The sequence below is a fragment of the Streptomyces sp. NPDC021212 genome (assembly GCF_044332925.1).
Lineage (GTDB): Bacteria > Actinomycetota > Actinomycetes > Streptomycetales > Streptomycetaceae > Streptomyces.
On the sequence record NZ_JBIRPZ010000006.1, the window covers coordinates 189,648 to 210,601 of the forward strand.

Sequence of the window (20,954 nt, forward strand, 5' to 3'; positions counted from 1 at the left end):
ACCCGCGCTGTGTCTCCCTTCAGCCGGCTTCCCCTTTCACCGTGAGCCGAGGTATCCCGTGAGTACCGTCATCTCCCAGAAACGGAAGGCGCCGCCATCGGCGGCCGCCGCCGCATCGCCCTCCAGAACCGGGCGGCGCCAGCATCGGATCGCCGCCACCGTGCTGCTGACCCCCTTCACGGCACTGCTCGTCGCCGTGTTCCTGGTCCCCGTCGGCTACGCCATCTACCTCAGCTTCTTCGGCGAGGACCACGAGGGGCTCGGCTTCGGTGGTGGGCGTACCGTCTTCACCGGACTGCGCAGCTATCTCGCGGTGCTCCAGGACCCGAGCTTCCTCACCGGGTTCGGCACCATCGCCCTGTACTGCCTGATCTTCGTTCCCCTCGTGGTCCTCGGCGCGCTCGCGATCGCCCTGCTGCTGGACTCGGGCCTGGTCCGGCTGCGGCGGACGGCGCAGATGCTGCTCTACCTGCCGCACGCCGTGCCCGGCATCATCGCGGCCGTCATCTGGCTGTACCTCTACACCCCCGGGCTCAGCCCGATCATCAAGCTCTTCGGCCAGGCCGACATCACCATCGACTTCCTCGGCCTGCACACCGTGCTCCCGTCGATCGTCAACATCGCCCTGTGGAGCGGGCTCGGCTACAACATGATCATCTTCTACGCCGCGCTCCAGGCGCTGCCTCGCGAGGTGATCGAGGCGGCGACCATCGACGGCGCCGGCGGCATCCGCACCGCGCTCCAGGTCAAGGTGCCCATCATCCGGGGCTCCCTGGTGATGGTGTGCATGTTCTCCCTGATCGGCGCGCTGCAGCTGTTCACCGAGCCCATGCTGATGAACCAGGCCACCCCGATGGTCAACTCCCGCTTCACCCCCAACATGTACATCTTTGACGCGGCCTTCCGCCGCAACAACTACGGACTCGCCTCCGCGGCCTCGGTCATCCTGCTCGTCGTCACCTGCGCCCTGTCGTACGCCGTGACGCGCTGGTCGGGCCGCCGGGAACGGAGCGCGCGATGACCACGACCACCCCGACCAGCACCGTGCGCACCCCCGGAGCCGGCGGCCGGCCCCGGCTGACCAGCCGCGGCGTGGCCAACGCCGTCGTCCTGATCGCGGTGCTGTACACCCTTCTGCCCGCCCTGTGGCTGCTGCTGGCGTCCACCAAGAACGCCGACGCGCTCTTCGGCAGCGACATCCTCTCCTTCGGCGACTTCTCCTTCGCGAGCAACCTCTCCGACCTGTTCTCCATGGACGGCGGGCTCTACGGCGAGTGGTACGTCAACAGCCTGCTGTACGCGGTCGTCGGCGCCCTGACCGGCTCGCTGATCAGCGTCGCCGCGGGCTACGCGTTCGACAAGTACGAGTTCCGGCACAAGGAGAAGCTGTTCGCCCTCGTGCTCACGGGCGTCATGGTGCCGCCCACCGTCCTCGCCCTGCCGCTGTACCTGGTGGCCTCCGGCATCGGCATGGTGAACACCTTCTGGGCGGTCTTCATCCCCGTCCTCTTCAACCCCTTCGGCGTCTACCTCGCCCGCCTGCTCAGCAGCGGCTACGTACCGAACGAGGTGCTGGAGGCGTCCCGGGTCGACGGCGCGGGCGAACTCCAGACCTATGTGCGGGTCAGCCTGCGCATGCTCGGCCCCGGCTTCGTGACCGTCTTCCTGTTCCAGCTCACGGCCATCTGGAACAACTTCTTCCTTCCCATGGTGATGCTGTCCGACCAGCACCTGTATCCGCTCAGCCTCGGCCTCTACACCTGGAACAGCTCCGCCACCGTCTCGCCCGAGTACTACCCGCTGGTCGTCATCGGCTCGCTGCTCGCCGTCGTCCCGCTGATCGTGGCGTTCGTGATGCTGCAGCGCTACTGGAAGTCCGGACTGACCGCAGGGAGTGTCAAGTGACCGCATCGCAGCCGCCGCAGCCGCCGTCCGGTCCGCGCCCGCGCGCCGCCCTGGCCATGGCGGGACGCACCGCCCGCCAGGTGCTCGGGTCCGGCGCGCTGGACCGGCTCACCGCACTCCTCGACCTCGATCCGCGGGTCGTCCTCGACGACTTCACCACCCCCGCCGCGCGCCGCGCCCTCGCCGACGCCGAACTCCTCGTCACCGGCTGGGGCTGCCCGCCGCTGGACCGCCGTGCCCTGGACGCCGCGCCCCGGCTCCGCGCCGTCGTCCACACCGCCGGGACGGTACGCCACCACATCACCGACGCCTGCTGGGAGCGCGGCATCGCGGTCTCCTCGGCGGCCGCGGCCAACGCCGTACCCGTCGCCGAATACACCCTCGCCATGATCCTGCTCTCCAACAAGCGCGTCCTCGACATGGCCCGCGACTACCGCGCCGAACGGGGCACCGTCGACTGGAGCGCGCGCTACCCGGACGCGGGCAACTACCGCAGAACGGTCGGCATCCTCAGCGCCTCGGAAATCGGCCGCCGGGTGATCGCCCTGCTGGAGCCGTACGACCTCGACGTCCAGCTGTACGACCCGTATGTGACGGCGCCGGACGCCCGGGAGCTGGGCGTACGGCAGGTGGGCCTGCGGGAGCTGTTCGCCACCAGCGACATCGTCAGCGTGCACACCCCTCTGCTGCCCGCCACCCGCGGCCTGGTCGGCCGCGAGCTGCTGGCCGCCATGCCGGACGGCGCCACCCTGATCAACACCGCGCGGGGGGCGGTGCTGGACCAGGCGGCGCTGACCGACGAGGTGGTGGCGGGACGCCTCCACGCGGTCCTCGACGTCACCGTGCCGGAGGTCCTGCCGGCCGACTCGCCGCTGTTCACCTGCGACAACGTGCTCCTCACCCCACACATCGCCGGGTCGAAGAGCGGTGAGCTGCGGCGTCTGGCCGACCTCGCGATCGGCGAGGTCGAGAACTATGTGGCCGGCCGGGACTTCGCGCATCCCGTACGCCACGAACGGCTGGACCGCTCCGCGTAACCGCCCCGGTGCCCGTAACGGACAAGGAGACACACCCCCACATGTTCGTAACCGACCTCCCCGAAGACGACCGCTCCCTCAGCCCGCACACCGGATACACGCGCGCCCACTGGGAAGCCGCCGCCGACGGACTGCTGCGGGCCGCGCTCCGCTTCGCCACCCCCCACCACGCACTGCTGGACCTGCCGGGGCCGCCGTCCCGGTCCGGTGTCCGCTCCGACGGGCTCGAAGGGTTCGCCCGCACCTTCCTGCTCGCCGCGTTCCGTGGGGCCGGTGCCTACGGCAAGGACCCGCAGGGCTTCCTGGAGCGTTACACCGAGGGCATCGACCACGGCACCCGCACCCCCGGGCGGGACGACGCCGAGTCGTGGCCGCTCATCGGACACCACGGAGCGCAGGGACAGCCCATGGTGGAGTCCGCCTCCATCGCGCTCGGGCTGCGCCTGACCGCGCCGTGGACCTGGGACGCGCTGACGCCCGACGCCCGGGACCGTACCGAGGAGTGGCTGCGCGGCGCACTGCGCCACGCGCCCGCGCCCAACAACTGGTACCTCTTCCAGCTCACCGTCGCGGGCTTCCTCGAATCCGTCGGACGCGGCGACCGCGAGACGGCCGGCGCCATCGACCGCGCACTCGGCCTGCTCGACGGCTGGTACCAGGGACAGGGCTGGTACTCGGACGGCGACGGACGCGCCTTCGACCACTACAACGGCTGGGCGCTGCACATGTATCCGCTGCTGCACGCCCAACTCGCCCAGGACCGTACCCTCCTGGACCGGCTCGGCCCTCGCCTGGAGGAGTTCCTCGACGGCTTCGCGCTGCTCTTCGACGCGAACGGCGCCCCCATCCACCACGGACGCTCCCTCACCTACCGCTTCGCCGCCGGAGCCGCCGTGGCGCTCGGCGCGCTCACCGGCCACACCCCGCTCGCGCCCGGCACCACCCGCCGCCTCCTCAGCGGCGCACTCCGCCACTTCCTCGACCGCGGCGCGCTCACCGCGGACGGCGTTCTCGGCCTCGGCTGGTACGGGCCGCACGCCCCGACCGTGCAGCGCTACTCCGGGCCCGCCTCGCCCTACTGGGCGTCGAAGGGCTTCCTCGGGCTGCTGCTCCCGTCGGACCACCCCGTGTGGACCGCACCCGAGGAGGCCGCCCCGGCCGAAGGGCCCGACCGGGCGCTCGCGCTGCCCGCCCCCGGGCTGCTCGTCCAGACCACCGCGAGCGACGGCCTGGTGCGGCTGCACAACCACGGCAGCTGCAAGGTGCGCCCCTGGGAGGCGGAGCAGCCACCGGCCGACCCCCTCTACGGGCGGCTCGCCTACTCCACCCGCACCGGCCCCACCAGCGCCGACAACATCCCCGACAACCACATCGCCCTCCGCATGCGCGGCGTACGCAGCGACCGGCTGCGCATCCAGCCGCTCGCCGCGGGACCCGGCTGGCTGGCCTCCTCCCACACCCCACTCTTCCCGCCCGGCGGCCCCGTCCTGCCCGCGGCGCGCCTCGACAGCCTGACCCTGGTGCGCGGCAGGTTCGAACTGCGGGTCCACCGCACGGTGAACATCCCCGCCGGAACCACGGTCCACCACACCGGCTGGTCCATCGCCCTGCCCCCGGGCACGGCCACCGAGACCGACGCCACCGACGGGGCCCCCGAGGTGTCCCTCGCCGGGGCGGAGGTCACCGGCCAGCTCCTCGGACTGCACGGCTGGGACACCTCCCGTACGGTACGGGCGCCCCGGGGCACCGCGTACGGCACCTGGGCCCTGGTCCCGGAGCTGACCGGCACCGTCGGCGAGGACCCGGACGGCACCCTCTTCGCCGCGCTCGCCTCACTCACCGGCGACCCCGGACCGGCCCCGCTCACCGGGCTCGCCACCGCCGAGGTCAGCGGCCGCGTCCTCACCGTGCGCTGGCCCGGCGGCACCCGTACCGTCGTGGACTTCGGCGACGGGGCTGCGCACACCGTGCCCACCGTGCGGGAGGAGACCGCGTGAGCCGGCTTGGCATCTGCTCGGTCACCTTCCGCCACCTCGACCCGGCCCGGGTGATCTCCGTCGTTGCCGGGGCGGGCCTGGAGTGCGTCGAATGGGGAGGCGACGTCCATGTGCCCCCGGGCGACGAGGCCGTCGCCCGGGCGGTGCGCGAGGCCACCCTGGGCGCGGGGCTCGCCGTCGCCTCGTACGGGTCGTACTACCGCGCCGGGCACACCGACCCGGGGGAGTTCGACGCCGTGCTGCGCTCGGCGGTGGCCCTCGGGGCGCCCCGGGTGCGGATCTGGGCGGGCGCCACGGGCACCGACGCGACACCGCCCGAACAGCGCCGGGCGGTGGTCGAGGACACCCGGCGCGCGGCGGCGCTCGCGGCGGACGCGGGCGTGGAGCTCGCCTACGAGTTCCACCGCAACACGCTCACCGACGGCGCCGCCCACACCCTCCGCCTGCTCGACGAGGTGGGCCGCGCCGAGGTGCGCACCTACTGGCAGCCGCCGGTCGACCTGCCCGACGCGGAGGCACTGACCGGGCTGGACACGCTCGACGGCCGGGTCGCCGCCGTCCACGCCTTCTCCTGGTGGCCCGGCACCACCCGGCTGCCGCTGACCGCGCGCGCCCCGCTGTGGCGCCGGGCGTTCGAGCGGCTGAGCAGCCAGGGCGCCGCACCGCTGGACGTGCTGCTGGAGTTCGTTCCCGGGGACGACGAGCGGCTGCTGCCGCGGGAGGCGGCGACGCTCCGGGCACTCGCCGCCGTCTGAGCGGACGTCACGCATCCGGCCGGGTGCGGGCGATCAGCCCGCGCCCGGTGAGGACGACGCGCCCGGCGAGGAGCCGAACGAGTCGCTCTTCTCGATGGTGCCGCCGAACTCGCTCCGCATCTTCTCCATGTTCTTCGTCGGCGACGCCGAGATCACCCAGCGATTGCCGACCAGATAGACCCCACCGTACATCTGCGCTGTCTCCAGCCAGTCACGCATGCCCTTCGTCCTGACGAAGTCGAGGAAGAGGAACTTCCCCTGGGAATTGCGGCATACGGCCTGCCGGTAGTCGTCCACTTCGGTGGTGAACTCCGGTTCGCAGCCGACGGACTTCGCCAGCTGCTCCACGCGCGCGGGCTTGGGCGCGCGCGTGGAGCCGCCCGGCCGCGCGGTCGCGCGTTCGCCGCCGGTTCCCGACTTGCCGCCCGCGTTGGCGTCCGCCGAACCGCCGCCGCAACCGGCGGCCAGCAGCACGCTCGCCACCGCCAGCACCGGCGCGATGCGCCGGCCTGGGCGGCGCCGCGTTCTGACCGGGTGGGGTGAAGCTTCCATCAGGCTCCCTCTCGTTCTGGTTCGGCCGGCGCGTGGAGCACACCGGTGCGTACCTCACGACCAGGGGTACGTACGAGTGAAACCGGTTGTTCAGCGCCGTCCCCGGCCGCCGCCCGGTCGTCTCGACCCGTGTCCAACCCATTGACACCTGACTCTGAGCAGGTATGTTCTGGCCATCGAAAAACAACTTCCACGCTACGGAAACCAAATTCCGAACCGCGCAAGAATTTTCGGGTGGGAGATCCCTCATGCGCATCCTGGTCATGAACCCCAACACCACGGCCTCCATGACCGCCTCGATCAAGGCCATCGCCGAGGCCAGTGCCAGTCCTGGCACCGAGATCGTGGCAGCCGAGCCGCAGTGGGGGCCGGAGTCGATCGAAGGCCATTTCGAAGGGTATCTCAGCGCCGCCGCGGTACTGGACCGGCTGGCCACCTTCCCCTCCGACCAGCCCTTCGACGCGCTGGTCATGGCCGGTTTCGGCGAGCCGGGGCGCGAGGGCGCGCAGGAGCTTCTCGATGTGCCGGTTCTCGACATCACCGAATCCGCGGCCCAGCTCGCGATGATGCTGGGCCACTCCTACGGCGTCGTCACCACCCTCGACCGGGCCGTGCCGCAGATCCGGGACCGGCTGCTCACGGCGGGCCTGCTCCAGCGCTGCGCGGGCGTGCGCGGTACCGGCCTCGGCGTGCTGGAGCTGGAGGAGGACCAGGAGCGGACCGTCGCGGCGGTCGTCGGGACCGCGCGCCGGGCCGTCGAGGAGGACGGCGCCGAGGTGATCTGCCTGGGGTGCGGCGGCATGGCCGGGCTCCAGGAGAAGGTCTCGGCGGCACTCGGGGGCATGCCGGTGGTGGACGGAGTGGCGGCCGCCGTGAAGTTCGCCGAGGCGGCCGTCGGGCTCGGCCTGTCGACCAGCAAGGTAAGGAGCTTCGCGCCGCCGAGGCCGAAGGCCATCGGCTCCTGGCCGCTCAGCGCCCATCTGCCGGAAGCTCCCGGGTCCCCCTTCGGGCCCGGGTCCGGGCCGAGGTGATCCCGCCGACTCCGATCCGCAATGTCCCCGAAATCGCGGCACACCACCCTCGGTGAACCGCCCCACGAAGAATTCCCTGTCTCCCCTCTTTCTCCCATTTCCCCCGCTCGTCTCCCGGAGAGCCCGATGACCTCACCGATGCCAGGACCCGTCCAGCCCGACCCCCGCCTCTACAATGCCGACCTCGCGCCCGCGGCCGAGCGCAAATGGGGCACGTACAGCATCTTCGCCCTGTGGATGTCCGACACCCACGCGATCAGCAACTACGCCTTCGCCGCAAGCCTCTTCGTCCTCGGACTTCCCACCTGGCAGGTCTTCCTCTCCCTCCTGACCGGCATCACCATCGTCTACTGGTTCATGAACCGCATGGGCCACGCGGGCCACACCACCGGTGTCCCCTTCCCCGTTCTGGCCCGCGCGAGTTGGGGCGTGTACGGGGCCAACATCCCCGCACTGATACGGGCGGTGATGGCCGTCGCCTGGTATGGCATCCAGACCTGGCTGGCCTCCGAGGCCGTCGTGCTGCTCGGTATCCAGGTCGCCCCCGGTCTCGCCGCCTACGACCGCAACTCCATCATCGGCCTGTCGACCCTCGGCTGGATCGCCTTCCTCCTGATGTGGGCGCTGCAGGCGGTGCTGCTCACGCGCGGCATGGAATTCATCCGCAAGGTGCAGGACTTCGCGACCGGTCCGGTCGTCTGGCTGGTCATGCTCGTGCTGGCCATCTGGCTGGTGGTCAAGGCGGGCGGCAACATCTCGCTCACCGACAGCCTCACCGGCCTCAGCGGGGCCGAGCAGCTGCACCAGAGCCTGATCGCGGTCAGCCTGACCGTGGCCACGTTCCTCACCCTGGTGCTGAACTACGCCGACTTCGCCCGCTTCACCCCGGACCACCGCGCCTACCAGCGCGGCAACCTGCTGGGGCTGCCGGTGAACTTCACCGCCTTCGCCGTCGTCTCGGTGCTGATGACGGCGGGCACGATCTCCGTGTTCGGGAAGGCGATCTCCGACCCGGTCCACGTCATCGCGAAGATCGACAACCCGGTGGTCACGATCGTCGGCGCGATCTCCTTCGTCATCGCCACCGTGGGCATCAACGTCGTCGCCAACTTCGTGTCCCCCGCGTACGACTTCGCCAACCTTGCCCCCAAGTACCTGAACTTCAAGCGCGGCGGCATGCTCACGGCGGGCCTCGCGATCGTCGTCATGCCGTGGAAGCTCTACTCCAACCCCGTCGTCATCCAGTACTTCCTGGGCGCCCTCGGCGCCTTCCTCGGCCCGCTGGTCGCGATCCTGCTCGTCGACTACTACTTCGTGCGGCGCGGACGCATCGACATCGACGCCCTCTTCTCCGCCGACGAGGCGGGGCGGTACCACTACCGCAAGGGCTTCAACCCGGAGGCGATCATCGCCTTCGTCCCCTCGGCGGTCATCGCCGCGATCCTCGCCCTCGCGAAGACGTTCAAGGACGTCGCCCCCTTCTCCTGGGTCTTCGGCCTGGCCGTGGCCGGGGCGATCTACTACCTGCGCACCGGGAAGGCCCGCAAGGCCGGCGACCCGGTGGCGGACGACCCCGCCCAGTCCTCCTCCGTGAAGAGCGTGGCCTGACGCATCACAGGAGGGCGCGACGGCGCGACGGTATGCGGCGCGGCATGCGGGAATGAACCGAGATGGTTAAGCGTTCAACCAGACATCGCATCCGCAGAGAGGAGAGTGCCATGCCCGCCGTAACCGTCGACAGCACCGTGCAGCTGCCCCGCGTCCCCGCCCCCGACCCGCAGACCGCCCCGCCGCGCCCGGTCCGCTCGGTGACCGACGCTCCGCGGGGTTTCGAGGGGGAGGGCTTCCCGGTCCACCGGGCCTTCGCCGGGGCCTCGCTGCGCGATCTCGACCCGTTCATCCACATGGATCAGATGGGCGAGGTGGAGTACGCCCCGGGTGAGCCCAAGGGCACCTCCTGGCATCCCCACCGGGGCTTCGAGACCGTCACCTACATCATCGACGGCCAGATGGAGCACCAGGACTCCAACGGCGGCGGAGGGCTGATCGCCGACGGCGCCACCCAGTGGATGACCGCCGGTGGCGGCATCCTGCACATCGAGACGCCCCCGGAGCACCTGGTGGCCTCCGGTGGTCTCTTCCACGGCATCCAGCTGTGGGTGAACCTGCCGCGCGCCAACAAGTGGAACCCGCCGCAGTACCAGTCCATCGAGGGTGAGCAGGCCACGCTGCTCTCCTCGCCGGACGGCGGGGCACTGGTGCGCGTCATCGCCGGTGACGTGGCCGGACACCGGGGGCCGGGCGGCACCTTCACCCCGATCACCATGATTCACGCCACCCTCGGCCCGGGCGCCCGGCTCGACCTGCCCTGGCGCCCCGACTTCAACGCGCTCGTCTACGCCCTCTCCGGGCGCGGCACGGTCGGCGCCGAACAGCGCCCGCTGGACGCGCACGAGCTGGCCGTCTTCGGTCAGGGAGGTTCCTTGAGCGTCGCCGCCACCGAGCGCCCGGACAGCCGCACGCCCAACCTCGACGTCCTGATCCTCGGGGGTCTGCCCATCCGCGAGCCCATCGCGCACTACGGCCCGTTCGTGATGAACACCAAGGCCGAGATCGCCCAGGCGGTCGAGGACTTCCAGAGCGGACGCCTCGGCGTGATCCCCGCCGGGCGGATCCCGCACACGGAGGGGAACTAGCGATCCGGACGTACGGTGTCCGGAGTGCACCGGACACCGTACGTCAGCTGTCAGCTGTCATCTGTTACGTGTCAGCCCTCAGCTGTGAACGGACAGCTGCGCACGGCACACCGTCGCCTGCGCCCGGGCCGCCAGGGTGCGCCGGTCGTCGGTGCCGTGCGCGGGCAGCAGCGGCCGGTGCGTATACACCCGCACCGTGAGCCCGGTGGCGCTGGCCACCCGGCGCAGCGAGGTTCCGAAGTCGTCCTCGCCGACGAAGGCGGCCACCGTGGTGGGCGCGCCGTGCTGGACGTACTCCAGCGACACCGGCCGTACCGGGGCGCCCGCGTCCAGTGCCGCCTGGAAGGTGGCCCGGCGGAAGCTGCCGCCCGTCCCGGCACACCAGGTGACGCCCTGCGGGAAGACCATCACCGACTGGCCGGCACGCAGCCGCTCCGCCATCCCCGCCACGCTGCCCGGCAGCCGGCGCAGCGAGCCGCGGTCGAGGAACATCGTGCCCGCCCGCTTCGCCAGCGGACCGACCACCGGCCAGGTGCCCACCTCCCGCTTGGCCAGCATGATCACCGGCTCGACGGCGAGCAGCGCGATGATGTCGAGCCAGGAGATGTGGTTCGCCACCACCAGGGTGCCGGTGCCGCCCGGTGCGCTGAGCGTGCGGTCGCCCGCCACTTCCAGGCGGATGTCCAGCGCGTCCAGCATCGACGCGGCGAGCGAGCGCAAGCACTCCGGGTCGCCGATGCCCTCGCCCCGGATCAGCGCGCTCATGATCGCCCGGCTGAACGCCGCGTAACGGCGGGCGATCCGGGTGGCGGGCAGCCGGTCAGCGGCGTGTGACACGCAGCTCGGGGAACACGGCGACCAGGCCGCCCACGCGTGGGCCGGAAGGTTCGCGTTGACGCTCACCGGCACGGTCACCGGGAGTCGCCGAGGAAGTAGCGGCGGTAGCGGTCGTTCATCCGCTCCGTGTCCAGCAGGACGAAGAAGTCGGCGTCGTTGAAGTTCCGGTCGTGCTGCGGGGAGCCGCACACCCAGGCGCCGGCCCGCAGGTAGCCGCGGAGCAGCGGCGGCAGTTCGGCGTAGCCGGGCCGGGCGTCCAGCGGCTGCGTCGGGACCCACGGGTCGAGCGGGTGGACCCGCAGCTCGGGCGGGGCGGCGTGCTTGGTGGTGCCCAGCAGCCAGGCGTTCGACGCGGCCTGCTCACCCTCGCCGAGCGGGACCGAGGCGCAGCCCGCGAGGTAGCGGTGGCCGGACAGCAGGACGTAGCGGGCGAGGCCGGCCCACATCAGGTTGATCACCGCGCCGGAGCGGTGATCGGGGTGCACACAGGCGCGGCCCGCCTCGACCATCGAGGAGCGCACCTCCTCGGGAAGCCCCCGCAGATCGAACTCGGTGTCCGAGTAGAGCCGCTCGCTGCGCCCCGGGGGCAGTAGCCGGTAGGTGCCGACCACGGTGTCCGTCGCGGTGTCCGTGACGATCAGGTGGTCCATGACGGCGTCGAACTCGTCCACGTCACGGCCTGGGAAGGGTGTGGTCAGCACCCCTCCCCGTTCTTCGCCGAACACCTGGTAGCGCAGTCGCTGCGCGGCGTGGATCTGCTCCTCGGTATGGGCGATGGAGGTGACGTACGAGCTCGTGGAGGCCGCAGCCGGGGACGTCGTGAGCACGGACATTCCTGTTCTCCGTTCAGGGGACCGTCAGGAGCGGTGAGGACACCACTCTTGCTCCGGCTCCGAACGGCACAGTGTCCGCGTGGTGATTCGGCGACTGCCAGCCGATGACGAAAACATGCCACAGGGCGAACGACGAGATGCTAAAGAGCGTCGTGGGCCCCCTGGCGACCCCGAGCCCCGTGTTCCCCGGGCAGCGGGAAACCGAGCGCCCGGGCCGCGGCGGCCGGGGTGGGCTGCGACCAGTGGTCGTCGACGGCCTGCGCGGAGGAGAGGGAACGAGTTTCGGCCAGATCCAGATAGAGCACACCGTCCAGATGGTCCGTCTCGTGCTGGACGATCCGGGCGGGCCATCCCGTGAACTCCTCGTCCAGCTCGCGGCCCGCCTCGTCCTGCCCGCGCAGCCGGATCCGCTCGGGCCGGCTGACCACGGCCTGCCAGCCGGGGACGCTCAGGCACCCCTCGAAGAACGCCGCCCGGGCGTCGCCGACCGGTTCGTACGACGGGTTCACCAGCACCCGGTACGGCTGCGGCACCCGGCCGCGCGCCTCGCGTACCTCGGCCGCCACCTCCGCCGGGTCCTCGATCACCGCGAGCCGCAGCGGCACGCCGATCTGCGGCGCGGCCAGCCCCACCCCGGGGGCGTGGTGCATGGTCTCGCGCATCGCCCGCAGCAGCCGCTCCAACTGGCCGTCGGACAGCTGGCCGTCGTAGGGGAGGGCCGGTTGCCGCAGGACGGCGACACCGGCGGAGACGATGGGGAGCGGATGGCAGCCGGTGAGCAGTTCTTCGACCAGCTCGGGCAGGGGTGTGAGGGGCATGGGGACAGCCTGGCAAGGAGGCCGGGCGGGGGCAATCCGTCGGCGGGCGACGGCCCCCGGAACGGGTGTCTCCGCCTCTTGCTCACGATCGGACAAACGGTGAACGCGGTACGGACGCGCTCCGTACCCGCTGATGAGCCGCCGGGGAATCCCACGCCTCCGCGGCTCGTCCGGGTCCTCCCGAGACTCGGTTCGCTGCCGCTCCGCGGTGTCTCTCCCCGTTGGTACACGGCGGAGCGGCAGCCCCCGGTCAGCTCCCGGCCGGAGGCGAACCGCCGACGGCCGCGGAGGCCCTGACCTCCCGCGGCCGCCGGTGCGTCGCCCCGCGCTCAGCCGCCCGCGGCCCCGCCCCGGCCCTCGGCGTCCCCGTACTGGACGGCCCGGGCCTCCGGCAGCAGCTCCCGGATGTCGGCCGGCAGCGCGTCGTACACCTTCTCCATCAGCTCCGGGTCCACGGCCGAGTCCAGCACCTCGAAGAAGGCGCTCGCCTCGCGGATCGCCTCGTCCTCGGAGGCTTCGCCGCGCCAGGCGATCCGGCCCGCGAAGCCGGTGAGGCCGAACCGCTCGCCGTGGTCACGGTGGTGCGCCCGCTGCTCCGGCGAGCCCTCGTGGGAGGCGATGACCCGGCGGATCGGCTCCGCGGCCTCCGTGGGCAGCTGCGCCGCCAGATGGTCGGCCAGCCCGTCCGGAATCCGCTCGGCGAGCGTTTCGAGCGTCGCGCGCACGGTCCTCTCGGCGGCCTGCCGGTCCGGAAGCCGCGCCCGTTCCTGGACCTGGCCTGTCAGTTCTTCGTAGCGCATGATCGGCGCTCCTCGGGAATCGGGTGCCCGGCTCGCCCTGCCGAGTGCCCAGGGCCGCCCCCGCGAATCGTCACCCCGGTTCGCGGGAGGCGAGCAGCGGGCCCAGGACCCGGGTGCCGGGGCCGGTGTGCCCGCCGGGACCCGGGAGCTGGGTGGTGGTGTGCACGGTCAGCGGATCGCCGCAGTGCGCGCACACGGTGACGGGGGTGGTGTCCCGGTCGCAGGTGAGATGGCGGATGCGGGCCGGTGCCCCGTCCGCACCGGCGCGCCAGCGATCGCCCCAGTTCATCAGCGCCAGCAGCACCGGATACAGCTCCTCGCCCTTCTCGGTCGCGCGGTAGTGCTCGCGCGGCGGCCGCTCCTGATAGCGCTCCTTGACCAGGACGCCCTCCTCGACCAGCCGGGACAGCCGTGCCGCCAGCACCTTGCGGGAGATGCCGAGGTCATGGGCGAGGTCGTCGAAGCGGCTGACCCCGGTCAGCACGTCCCGCATGATCAGCGCGGTCCACGCGTCGCCGAACAGATCGGTGGCGCGGGCGATCGAGCAGGCCACGTCGGCGAGCGGAGTACGGGTCATGCCCCGACCCTACCCGAGTTCCCTCGGGGAACCCATGATGTTAAGTTCCCTCAGGGAACCCGCACCAGGGATGAAGGAGAACGCGATGGCCACCGCACCGCGCATCGAGCTGGACGCGGACTCGCCCGAGGCCGTCGACGGCCGCCAGATCAGGGCCGTCGCCTTCCAGGAGTGCCGGCTGGCGTATCTCCGCGGCGCCCTCGCGGCCCTCGGCCGCACCCCGTCCGGCCGCCCCGCCCTGGCCGTGGGCAGCGGCCGCGGGCTGTTGGCGCGGGGCCTGGCCGGGCTCGGCTTCGACGTCACCGCCGTCGACCCGTCCGCCGCCGCCACCCGCATCGCCCGCGCGACCCACCCGCACGACCACCCCGCCGTCGCCTACCGGACCGCGCCCGCCGAGGAACTGGGCCTCGCGGACGCCTCGTTCGACCTCGCCTACTACGCCGACACCTTCGAGATCACCCCCGATCCCGACCGGGCGCTGGCCGAGGCCGCCCGGGTGCTGCGCCCCGGCGGCGTCCTCGTCTACGACACCGTCAACCGCACCCCGCTGTCCCGGCTCATCTACCTCGGCGCCTTCCAGCGCCTCCCGCTCACCCGGATCATGCCCCCGGGCCGCTACACGGCGGCCCGGCTGCGCACCCCCGCCGAACTGGCCGCCGCGCTCGACCGGCACGGCCTGCGCAACGAGGACATCTGCGACTTCCGGCCCCGGGATCCGCGCGGACTCATCCGCGCCACCGTCGCCCGCCGCCGCGGCCGGATCACCGACGAGCGGATCCCGTCGATGGCCGATTTCGTACTGGCCCCGGATGCCCGGCCGCGGGTCACCTACCTCGGATACGCCCTGAAGGGCCGACCGGGCTTCGGCGGCTGAACGCGGCACACCGCGTGTTCCGGCGCACACTGGCACTGTGACGGGAAAGCGCAGTGCCGGGCTCCTGCTCTACCGCGGGACGGGCCCGGCCACCGAGGTTCTGCTGGGCCATATGGGCGGGCCGTTCTGGGCCACCCGGGACGAGCACGCGTGGTCGGTGCCCAAGGGGGAGTACGAGGGGGACGAGCCGCCCGAGGCCGCCGCGCGGCGCGAGTTCCAGGAGGAGCTGGGGCTGCCGCCGCCCGCGGGCGACCTTCTTCCGCTGGGCACCGTACGGCAGACCGGCGGCAAGCTGGTCACCGCCTGGGCCCTGGCGGGCGACCTCGACCCGGAGCGGATCACACCCGGCACGTTCGCCATGGAATGGCCTCGCGGATCCGGCCGGACGCGGGAGTTCCCCGAGGTCGACCGGGTCGCCTGGCTGGACCTCGACACGGCCCGTACGAAGATCATCGCGAAGCAGCAGATCTTCCTCGACCGGCTCGGCGAACTGCTGGACGGGGCGGCCGGGACACGCTGACGGGAACACGGTGGTGGGCATGGAGAACGTGAGGAGTTCCGAGTCCCTGCCCCGGCTGCGCCTGGACGAGCTGCTGGAGGAGCTGCAGCTGCGCATCGACGCGGTGAGCGGCACCCAGGACCGGCTGCGCAGCCTGCTGGAAGCGGTCCTCTCGGTCGGCCGCGAGCTGGATCTGCGGCAGGTGCTGCGGCGGATCGTCGAGGCCGCGGTGGTGCTGGTGGACGCCGAGTACGGGGCGCTGGGCGTGGTCGGCGACGACCAGGGGCTGGCCGAGTTCCTGCCGGTGGGCGTCAGCCCGGAGCAGCGCGCGGCGATCGGCTCGCTGCCGGCCGGGCACGGCATCCTGGGCGAGCTGATCCGCCACCCCGAGCCGCTGCGGCTGGCCGAGCTGTCCGACCACCCCGCCTCGTACGGCTTCCCGCCCGGCCACCCGCCGATGCACTCCTTCCTGGGCGTGCCCATCCGGGTGCGGGACGAGGTGTTCGGGAACCTCTACCTCACCGAGAAGCGCGGCGGGAAGGAGTTCGACGGCGAGGACGAGACGGTGCTGTCCACCCTCGCCGTGGCCGCCGGGGTCGCCATCGAGAACGCCCGGCTGTACGACGAGGCCCGGCACCGCCAGCACTGGCTGGAGGCGAACGCCGACGTCACCAACAACCTGCTGTCCGGCGTGGACGAGACCGGAGTGCTGGAGCTGATCGTCGACCACGCCCGCCGGATCCTCTCCGCCGACCTGGGTGTGCTGCTGCTGCCCGTCACCGGCTCCGACTCCCTCCAGGTCGCGCTGGCGTCGGGCACCGACGCCGAGGCGCACCGCGGTCTGGTGCTGCCCCGCGAGGGCACGTTCGCCGGCGCCGCCTTCACCGCGTCCGAGCCGGTCACCAGTACCGATGTCGGACACGACCCCCGGATCACGGACGGCCCCGGACGCTGGAACGGCCTCGGCCCGGCCGTCGCGGTCCCCATGCGCACCAGCGAGGGGGTCGGCGGCGTCCTCTCCCTCGCCCGTAACGAACGCAGCCCCGCCTTCACCCAGATCGAGACCGACACCCTGCTCGGTTTCGCGGGCCAGGCGGCGATCGCCATGCGGCTGGCCGAGCGGCGGCGCGACGCCGAACAGCTCGCCCTGCTGGAGGACCGCGACCGGATCGCCCGCGACCTGCACGACCTGGCCATTCAGCGGCTGTTCGCGGCCGGGATGACGCTCCAGAGCACCCTGCGCTTCGTCCAGCACCCGGAGGGCTCGGAACGGCTGCTGCGGGTGGTGGACGACCTCGACGACACCATCAAAATCATCCGCTCCACGATCTTCGGGCTGCGCTCCCACGAGGCGGGCCCCGCGGTGCAGGGGCTGCGCGTCCGTACCGCCAAGACCATCGAGGAGGCCGTGCCCGCGCTCGGCTTCACCCCCGCGCTGCGCACCGAGGGGCTGGTCGACACCGATGTGCCGCGGCCGGTCGCCGACGACATGGTCGCGGTGCTCGCCGAGGCGCTGTCCAACGTGGCCCGGCACGCCCGTGCGCACGCCGCCGAGGTCTCGCTGATCGTGCACGGCGGCCGGCTCACCCTCACCGTGACGGACGACGGCGTCGGCATACCGGACGGCGGCCGCCGCAGCGGCCTGCGCAACCTCGCGGAGCGCGCCGAGAAACTGGGCGGGCGGCTGGACCTCACCGCGCCCGGGGGCGGTGGAACCCGGCTGGTGTGGGCCGTTCCGCTGCCGGACCGCTGACGCCCGGGGCCAGTCGGATCAGCATCTGGACATGACCGGGCGCGCGCCGCCCGTCGCTCAGCGCCCAGCGCAGATCGGGCCACTCCAGCGCCTGGTGCAGCAGCGAGGCCCGGACGCCGTGCGCCGTCGCCAGCAGCAGGACGTGTTCCAGCGCCTGACCGGCCCGCAGCCAGTCGGCGCGCCGGTCATGGGCGGTGGTGAGCACGGCGATCGTGGGCCGGCTCTCGATGACCGCGGTCGGCGGACGGCCGTCCGCGCTGTACGGGCCGCTCCCGCGCGCCCGGCCGTCGACCGCCCCGCGCCGGTGGTCCTCGGCGGTGCGCCGCTCGGCCTCCGCGGTCAGCCGCAGCAGCCGCGCGGTCTCCTCGGGGCCCGCCGGATACAGCGTCGCCCCGTCCCCGCGCGCGGCCTCGGCGAACGCGCCCAGCTCACGCGGCGGCATTCGGAGGCCCGGGAACGGGTACCGGCTGCCGGACCGCCGCCAGATCATCTCGTACAGGCCGCCCGGCGGCGGGGCGGCGCCGCCGCGCGGGGACACCGTCAGCCGCACGGTGGCCAGCAGGTCCGGCTGGGAGCGGTGCGGCAGCAGCCGGACCACCGGCTCCCAGCCGAAGTGGGCCACGGCCACGCGCAGGTTGCACACGGCGGCCCCGGCGGAGACGCACAGCGCCCGCCCCATGGGGTCGGCCTGCCGCGGACCGCGCTCCGGGGCGGCCCGGACCTCCAGGGTGACGGTGTCCGGGTTCAGCCGGTACCGCCACGGCTGGGCGTGGAGCATCGACGGAGCGGCGACGGCGGCGGAGATCAGCTTCTCCAGCGTCGCCGCGTCCAGCACTGCGGGCTCCATGGTCTTCTCCTCGCCTGGCAGGCGTCGAACCGGCTGCGTGGGGACAGGGTCAGCGGGGCGGGGCGGGACGGGCGTCGGGGGCCTGCGCCTGGGGCGCGTGGCTGGCCAGGACGGCGGCCTGGATACGGCGTTCGACGCCCAGCTTGGCCAGCAGCCGTGAGATGTGATTCTTGACCGTCTTCTCGGACAGGAAGAGCCGCTTGCCGATCTGCCGGTTGGTCAGCCCCTCGCCGATCAGCGCCAGGATCTCCCGCTCCCGCGGCGACAGCCCGGCCAGCGCCTCGTCCCGGGGCTCCTGCGGGGTGGCGTCGCCGCGCAGGGTGCTCATCAGCCGGGCGGTGGTGGCCGGGTCCAGCATCGACTGGCCGGACGCGACCGTCCGTACGGCGGACACCAGGTCGGACCCCTTGATCTGCTTGAGCACATAGCCCGCGGCCCCGGCCATGATCGCGTCCAGCAGCGCATCGTCGTCGTCGAACGAGGTCAGCATCAGACAGGCCAGCCCCGGCATGCGGGAGCGCAGTTCACGGCAGACCGTGATGCCGTCCCCGTCCGGCAGCCGGACGTCCAGGATGGCCACGTCGGGCCGCAGCGCCGGGCCCCGGGCCAGCGCGTGGTCCACCGTTCCGGCGTCGCCGACCACCTCGATGTCCGGCTCGGCGTCCAGCAGATCGTGCAGACCGCGCCGTACCACCTCGTGGTCGTCGAGCAGGAACACCCTGATGGGCGCCGGTGGTGTCACCCGTGTCCCGGCCCAGGTCTCGGTCATGGCGCCCTCGCACCGCTCATCCGCTCGTCCGTCCCCCACGGCTCCTAGGGGGTGTCTTGCCGGTCATGCCGGGCTCCCGACGCCTGGCACGGCACCTCGCCGCGCCGCGCTCGTCGCACTCCGCGCCTCCCCCAGCTACCGCTGGGAGGTGCCCCCTGCACCAGACGCCGCTCGCTGATCCGGCCTGACCGGCAAGACACCCCCTGGTAGACGAGCGTGGCGCATCCGCCCCGTGCACACCAGGGCCGAACGGTCCCCCGCGCGGCGGCGACGGGACCGAAAGGCCCCCGACGGAGAGGGCTGCACGGCCCTCGTATCCCCATCGCGCGCGTGCCACGGTCTGAATCATGGGCACGAAGGTGCGGGGGCGGTGGTTGTGGCGATGGCGGCGCAATCCCCTCAAACGCCGCTCGGACGTGGTGGAAGCCTGGGTGGTCCTGGTGACCGGCCTGGTGATAGCGGTCGGCGGCCCGGCGGCGGGCGTCGCGACCGGCGACGCGGTGGCGGCCAACCTGGAGCAGCAGCGCGCGGACCGGCATCGGGTGCCCGCGGTGCTGATGGAGAACGCGCCCGCCGCGCTGCCCGCCGCCGACGGCACGGACACCGCCCGGGTGCATGCCCGGGTGCGGTGGACCGCGCCGGACGGCGTCGTGCACACCGGCACGGCGCGGGTGGACGAGGGCAGGCGCGCCGGTACGGCCACCACGGTCTGGACCGATGACCGAGGCCGTCTCGTCCCCGACCCGCCCACCGGACGGCAGGCGGCGACCCGGGCCACGCTGGCCGGTGCGTCGGCGTCGGCGGGGGTGTGCCTGGTGTCGCTGGCGGGCCGCGGGGTGGTGCGGTGGCGGCTGGACCGCGGCCGGGAGCGTGAGTGGGAGCGCGCGTGGGCCGAGGTCGGCCCCCGGTGGACGCGACGCCACACCTGATCCACCTGATCTCCGAGCCGAGTGGCGATCTCAGGCCGGTGGCCCCGTCAGATGGGCGGTGGTCAGCTGGTTGTCGAAGTCCACGACGCCCTCGACCGCACGGATCAGCCGGGCCGCGGCCGGGATCAGCACGGCGTCCCGGACCCGCCCGGTGAGGGTGACCACGCCCTCGCTCACGCGCACCTCCACCGCCCCTCCCGGCGGCGGGAAGAGAGGGGCCACCACCTCGCGGCGCACCTCATCGGCGATCTCCTCGTCCGGCCGCAGGAACACCTTCAGCAGGTCGGCGCGGCTGACGATGCCCTCCAGCCGGCCCTCGTCGTCGACCACCGGAAGCCGCTTGACCCGCCGGTGGGTCATGATCCGGGCCGCCTCGGCGAGTGTCGCGTTCGCGTGCACCGTGATGGCCGGGCTCGTCATCAGCTCATCGGCGCTCACCGCGCCCGCCTTGGCGATGCCGGGGAGGTCGCGCAGCTGGGCCAGCCGCGCCGGATCGCTGTCCCGGAACTCCTCCTTCGGCAGCAGATCCGCCTCGGACACCACACCGATGACCCGGCCCTCGCCCGCCAGCACCGGCAGGGCGCTCACCTTCCACTGCTCCAGCGTCCTGACGATCTCCTTGAACGGCGCCTCGCGGCCGACGGCGACGACGGTCTGGGTCATCACATCGCTCACGATGCGCGCGGTCCGGGACACGGAAGCCTCCTCACAGTCCTGTTCAGCCCTGTCAGGGCGCGGTGCCGCCGCCGACCGGTCCGCCGTGCGCCCGGACGCGGCGGCCGGTGATGTGCGCGGGATCGATGCGCAGCCACAGATCGCGGCCGCCGCCCGGCCACGGCGGGGTGTACGCCGCGTCGTCCAGCCGCCGTACCGCCGCCGGGTCGGTGACCCGCCGGGCGCGGCCCACGACGAGCACGCTCCAGCCCTCGCTCAGCGCCTCGTCGATGTGGTCCACCTCGAAGGCCACCTCGGCGCCCGCCGCGGCCGCCGGTGCGGCGTCGGGCGCGGTCCGGAACACCACGGTGTCGTCCACGAGGCTGTAGCTGACGGGCACGATGGCCGGTCCCGGCGCGGTGGAGACCGAGATCCGGCCCACGCCGTGCGAGGCGAGCAGTTCCCGGCACTGCCACGGGCCCAGCTCCAGCAGCTCGGCGTCGCGGGCGGCCCGGCCGGGGCCCGGCGGCGACATGGCGGTGCCGCCGTGCAGTTCGGCCGGGCTGGTCTCCAGCGCCGCGGCGAGCCGCAGCAGCACTCCGGCGCCCGGATCGGCCGGGTACTCCTCGACGTAGCGCACATAGCCCGGCGAGGTGCCCGCGCGCGCGGCCAGCGCCGCCCGGGAGAGACCGAGCTGTTCGCGCCGTAGCGCCACCCGCCGGCCGAGGTCCCCTCCGCCGCCGATGGGCCGGGCGCCCGCCGGGGCCGTCCTGGACGCTTCGGACATCACC

At 72.8% G+C, this 20,954-nt stretch carries 22 protein-coding genes; 12 read left to right on the forward strand and 10 right to left on the reverse strand.

Features of this window, described 5'->3' with window-relative positions; all coding sequences use genetic code 11:
- The first annotated feature begins 58 nt into the window (after positions 1-58).
- The 5 genes from ACH4SI_RS17990 to ACH4SI_RS18010 are packed head-to-tail and all read left to right on the forward strand — an operon-like array spanning position 59 to position 5,694.
- Positions 59-1,021, forward strand: coding sequence for a carbohydrate ABC transporter permease (locus ACH4SI_RS17990; protein ID WP_398296717.1), 963 nt, complete (start codon positions 59-61; stop codon positions 1,019-1,021).
- On the forward strand, positions 1,018-1,905 hold the full coding sequence (locus tag ACH4SI_RS17995; RefSeq protein WP_398296718.1) for a carbohydrate ABC transporter permease: 888 nt from the start codon (positions 1,018-1,020) through the stop codon (positions 1,903-1,905). The genes ACH4SI_RS17990 and ACH4SI_RS17995 overlap by 4 nt, the downstream gene beginning before the upstream one ends.
- A 56-nt stretch (positions 1,906-1,961) precedes the next feature.
- A complete protein-coding gene (locus tag ACH4SI_RS18000; protein ID WP_398297116.1) occupies positions 1,962-2,942 on the forward strand; it encodes a hydroxyacid dehydrogenase in 981 nt (326 codons plus the stop codon).
- Positions 2,943-2,983: 41 nt separating this feature from the next.
- Positions 2,984-4,939 carry a DUF2264 domain-containing protein gene (locus ACH4SI_RS18005; protein ID WP_398296719.1) on the forward strand — a complete coding sequence of 652 codons (1,956 nt, stop codon included), beginning with the start codon at positions 2,984-2,986 and terminating at the stop codon, positions 4,937-4,939.
- Positions 4,936-5,694: a sugar phosphate isomerase/epimerase family protein gene (locus tag ACH4SI_RS18010; protein ID WP_398296720.1), complete on the forward strand. Its 759-nt coding sequence runs from the start codon at positions 4,936-4,938 to the stop codon at positions 5,692-5,694. Before ACH4SI_RS18005 ends, ACH4SI_RS18010 begins: the two co-directional genes overlap by 4 nt.
- 33 nt (positions 5,695-5,727) lie before the next feature.
- Here ACH4SI_RS18010 and ACH4SI_RS18015 read toward each other — a convergent pair whose 3' ends face one another.
- Complete coding sequence (locus ACH4SI_RS18015; RefSeq protein WP_398296721.1) at positions 5,728-6,246, reverse strand: hypothetical protein; 519 nt, start codon at positions 6,244-6,246, stop codon at positions 5,728-5,730.
- 248 nt (positions 6,247-6,494) lie between these two features.
- Here ACH4SI_RS18015 and ACH4SI_RS18020 point away from each other — a divergent pair, with 248 nt between their 5' ends.
- The 3 genes from ACH4SI_RS18020 (at position 6,495) to ACH4SI_RS18030 (ending at position 9,973) form a co-directional block, all read left to right on the forward strand.
- Positions 6,495-7,277 (forward strand): aspartate/glutamate racemase family protein, encoded by a 783-nt coding sequence (locus tag ACH4SI_RS18020; RefSeq protein ID WP_398296722.1) that lies wholly within the window; start codon positions 6,495-6,497, stop codon positions 7,275-7,277.
- 126 nt (positions 7,278-7,403) lie between these two features.
- Positions 7,404-8,885 (forward strand): NCS1 family nucleobase:cation symporter-1, encoded by a 1,482-nt coding sequence (locus ACH4SI_RS18025; RefSeq protein WP_398296723.1) that lies wholly within the window; start codon positions 7,404-7,406, stop codon positions 8,883-8,885.
- 110 nt (positions 8,886-8,995) lie between these two features.
- Positions 8,996-9,973, forward strand: a complete 978-nt coding sequence (locus ACH4SI_RS18030; RefSeq protein ID WP_398296724.1) for a pirin family protein — start codon at positions 8,996-8,998, stop codon at positions 9,971-9,973.
- Between the two features lie 78 nt (positions 9,974-10,051).
- Here ACH4SI_RS18030 and ACH4SI_RS18035 read toward each other — a convergent pair whose 3' ends face one another.
- From ACH4SI_RS18035 to ACH4SI_RS18055, 5 genes are all read right to left on the reverse strand, one after another.
- Positions 10,052-10,810, reverse strand: coding sequence for a lysophospholipid acyltransferase family protein (locus ACH4SI_RS18035; protein ID WP_398296725.1), 759 nt, complete (start codon positions 10,808-10,810; stop codon positions 10,052-10,054).
- Positions 10,811-10,884: 74 nt separating this feature from the next.
- Entirely contained in the window at positions 10,885-11,643 is a 759-nt protein-coding gene (locus ACH4SI_RS18040) for a GNAT family N-acetyltransferase (protein ID WP_398296726.1), read from the reverse strand.
- Between the two features lie 140 nt (positions 11,644-11,783).
- Entirely contained in the window at positions 11,784-12,461 is a 678-nt protein-coding gene (locus ACH4SI_RS18045; RefSeq protein WP_398296727.1) for a peptide deformylase, read from the reverse strand.
- A gap of 329 nt (positions 12,462-12,790) precedes the next feature.
- On the reverse strand, positions 12,791-13,261 hold the full coding sequence (locus tag ACH4SI_RS18050; RefSeq protein ID WP_398296728.1) for a DUF2267 domain-containing protein: 471 nt from the start codon (positions 13,259-13,261) through the stop codon (positions 12,791-12,793).
- A gap of 70 nt (positions 13,262-13,331) precedes the next feature.
- Entirely contained in the window at positions 13,332-13,838 is a 507-nt protein-coding gene (locus ACH4SI_RS18055; RefSeq protein WP_398296729.1) for a winged helix-turn-helix transcriptional regulator, read from the reverse strand.
- 85 nt (positions 13,839-13,923) lie between these two features.
- Here ACH4SI_RS18055 and ACH4SI_RS18060 point away from each other — a divergent pair, with 85 nt between their 5' ends.
- Genes ACH4SI_RS18060 through ACH4SI_RS18070 form a run of 3 tightly spaced genes read left to right on the forward strand, consistent with a single transcriptional unit; the run spans position 13,924 to position 16,964 of the window.
- Complete coding sequence (locus tag ACH4SI_RS18060) at positions 13,924-14,712, forward strand: methyltransferase domain-containing protein (RefSeq protein WP_398296730.1); 789 nt, start codon at positions 13,924-13,926, stop codon at positions 14,710-14,712.
- A 37-nt stretch (positions 14,713-14,749) separates the two neighbouring features.
- A complete protein-coding gene (locus ACH4SI_RS18065; protein WP_398296731.1) occupies positions 14,750-15,232 on the forward strand; it encodes an NUDIX domain-containing protein in 483 nt (160 codons plus the stop codon).
- Positions 15,233-15,251: 19 nt separating this feature from the next.
- A complete protein-coding gene (locus tag ACH4SI_RS18070; protein ID WP_398296732.1) occupies positions 15,252-16,964 on the forward strand; it encodes a GAF domain-containing protein in 1,713 nt (570 codons plus the stop codon).
- Here ACH4SI_RS18070 and ACH4SI_RS18075 read toward each other — a convergent pair.
- Positions 16,903-17,811 (reverse strand): hypothetical protein, encoded by a 909-nt coding sequence (locus tag ACH4SI_RS18075; RefSeq protein ID WP_398296733.1) that lies wholly within the window; start codon positions 17,809-17,811, stop codon positions 16,903-16,905. The two genes, ACH4SI_RS18070 and ACH4SI_RS18075, sit on opposite strands and share 62 nt — an antisense overlap.
- A gap of 49 nt (positions 17,812-17,860) precedes the next feature.
- On the reverse strand, positions 17,861-18,580 hold the full coding sequence (locus ACH4SI_RS18080; RefSeq protein ID WP_398296734.1) for a response regulator: 720 nt from the start codon (positions 18,578-18,580) through the stop codon (positions 17,861-17,863).
- Positions 18,581-18,927: 347 nt separating this feature from the next.
- Here ACH4SI_RS18080 and ACH4SI_RS18085 point away from each other — a divergent pair, with 347 nt between their 5' ends.
- The gene (locus ACH4SI_RS18085; protein WP_398296735.1) at positions 18,928-19,509 is read left to right on the forward strand and encodes a hypothetical protein; all 582 of its coding nucleotides are present in this window, start codon (positions 18,928-18,930) and stop codon (positions 19,507-19,509) included.
- Between the two features lie 30 nt (positions 19,510-19,539).
- Here ACH4SI_RS18085 and ACH4SI_RS18090 read toward each other — a convergent pair whose 3' ends face one another.
- Positions 19,540-20,205, reverse strand: a complete 666-nt coding sequence (locus ACH4SI_RS18090) for a CBS domain-containing protein (protein ID WP_398296736.1) — start codon at positions 20,203-20,205, stop codon at positions 19,540-19,542.
- A 31-nt stretch (positions 20,206-20,236) separates the two neighbouring features.
- A complete protein-coding gene (locus ACH4SI_RS18095) occupies positions 20,237-20,950 on the reverse strand; it encodes a pyridoxamine 5'-phosphate oxidase family protein (protein ID WP_398296737.1) in 714 nt (237 codons plus the stop codon).
- Positions 20,951-20,954: the final 4 nt, after the last annotated feature.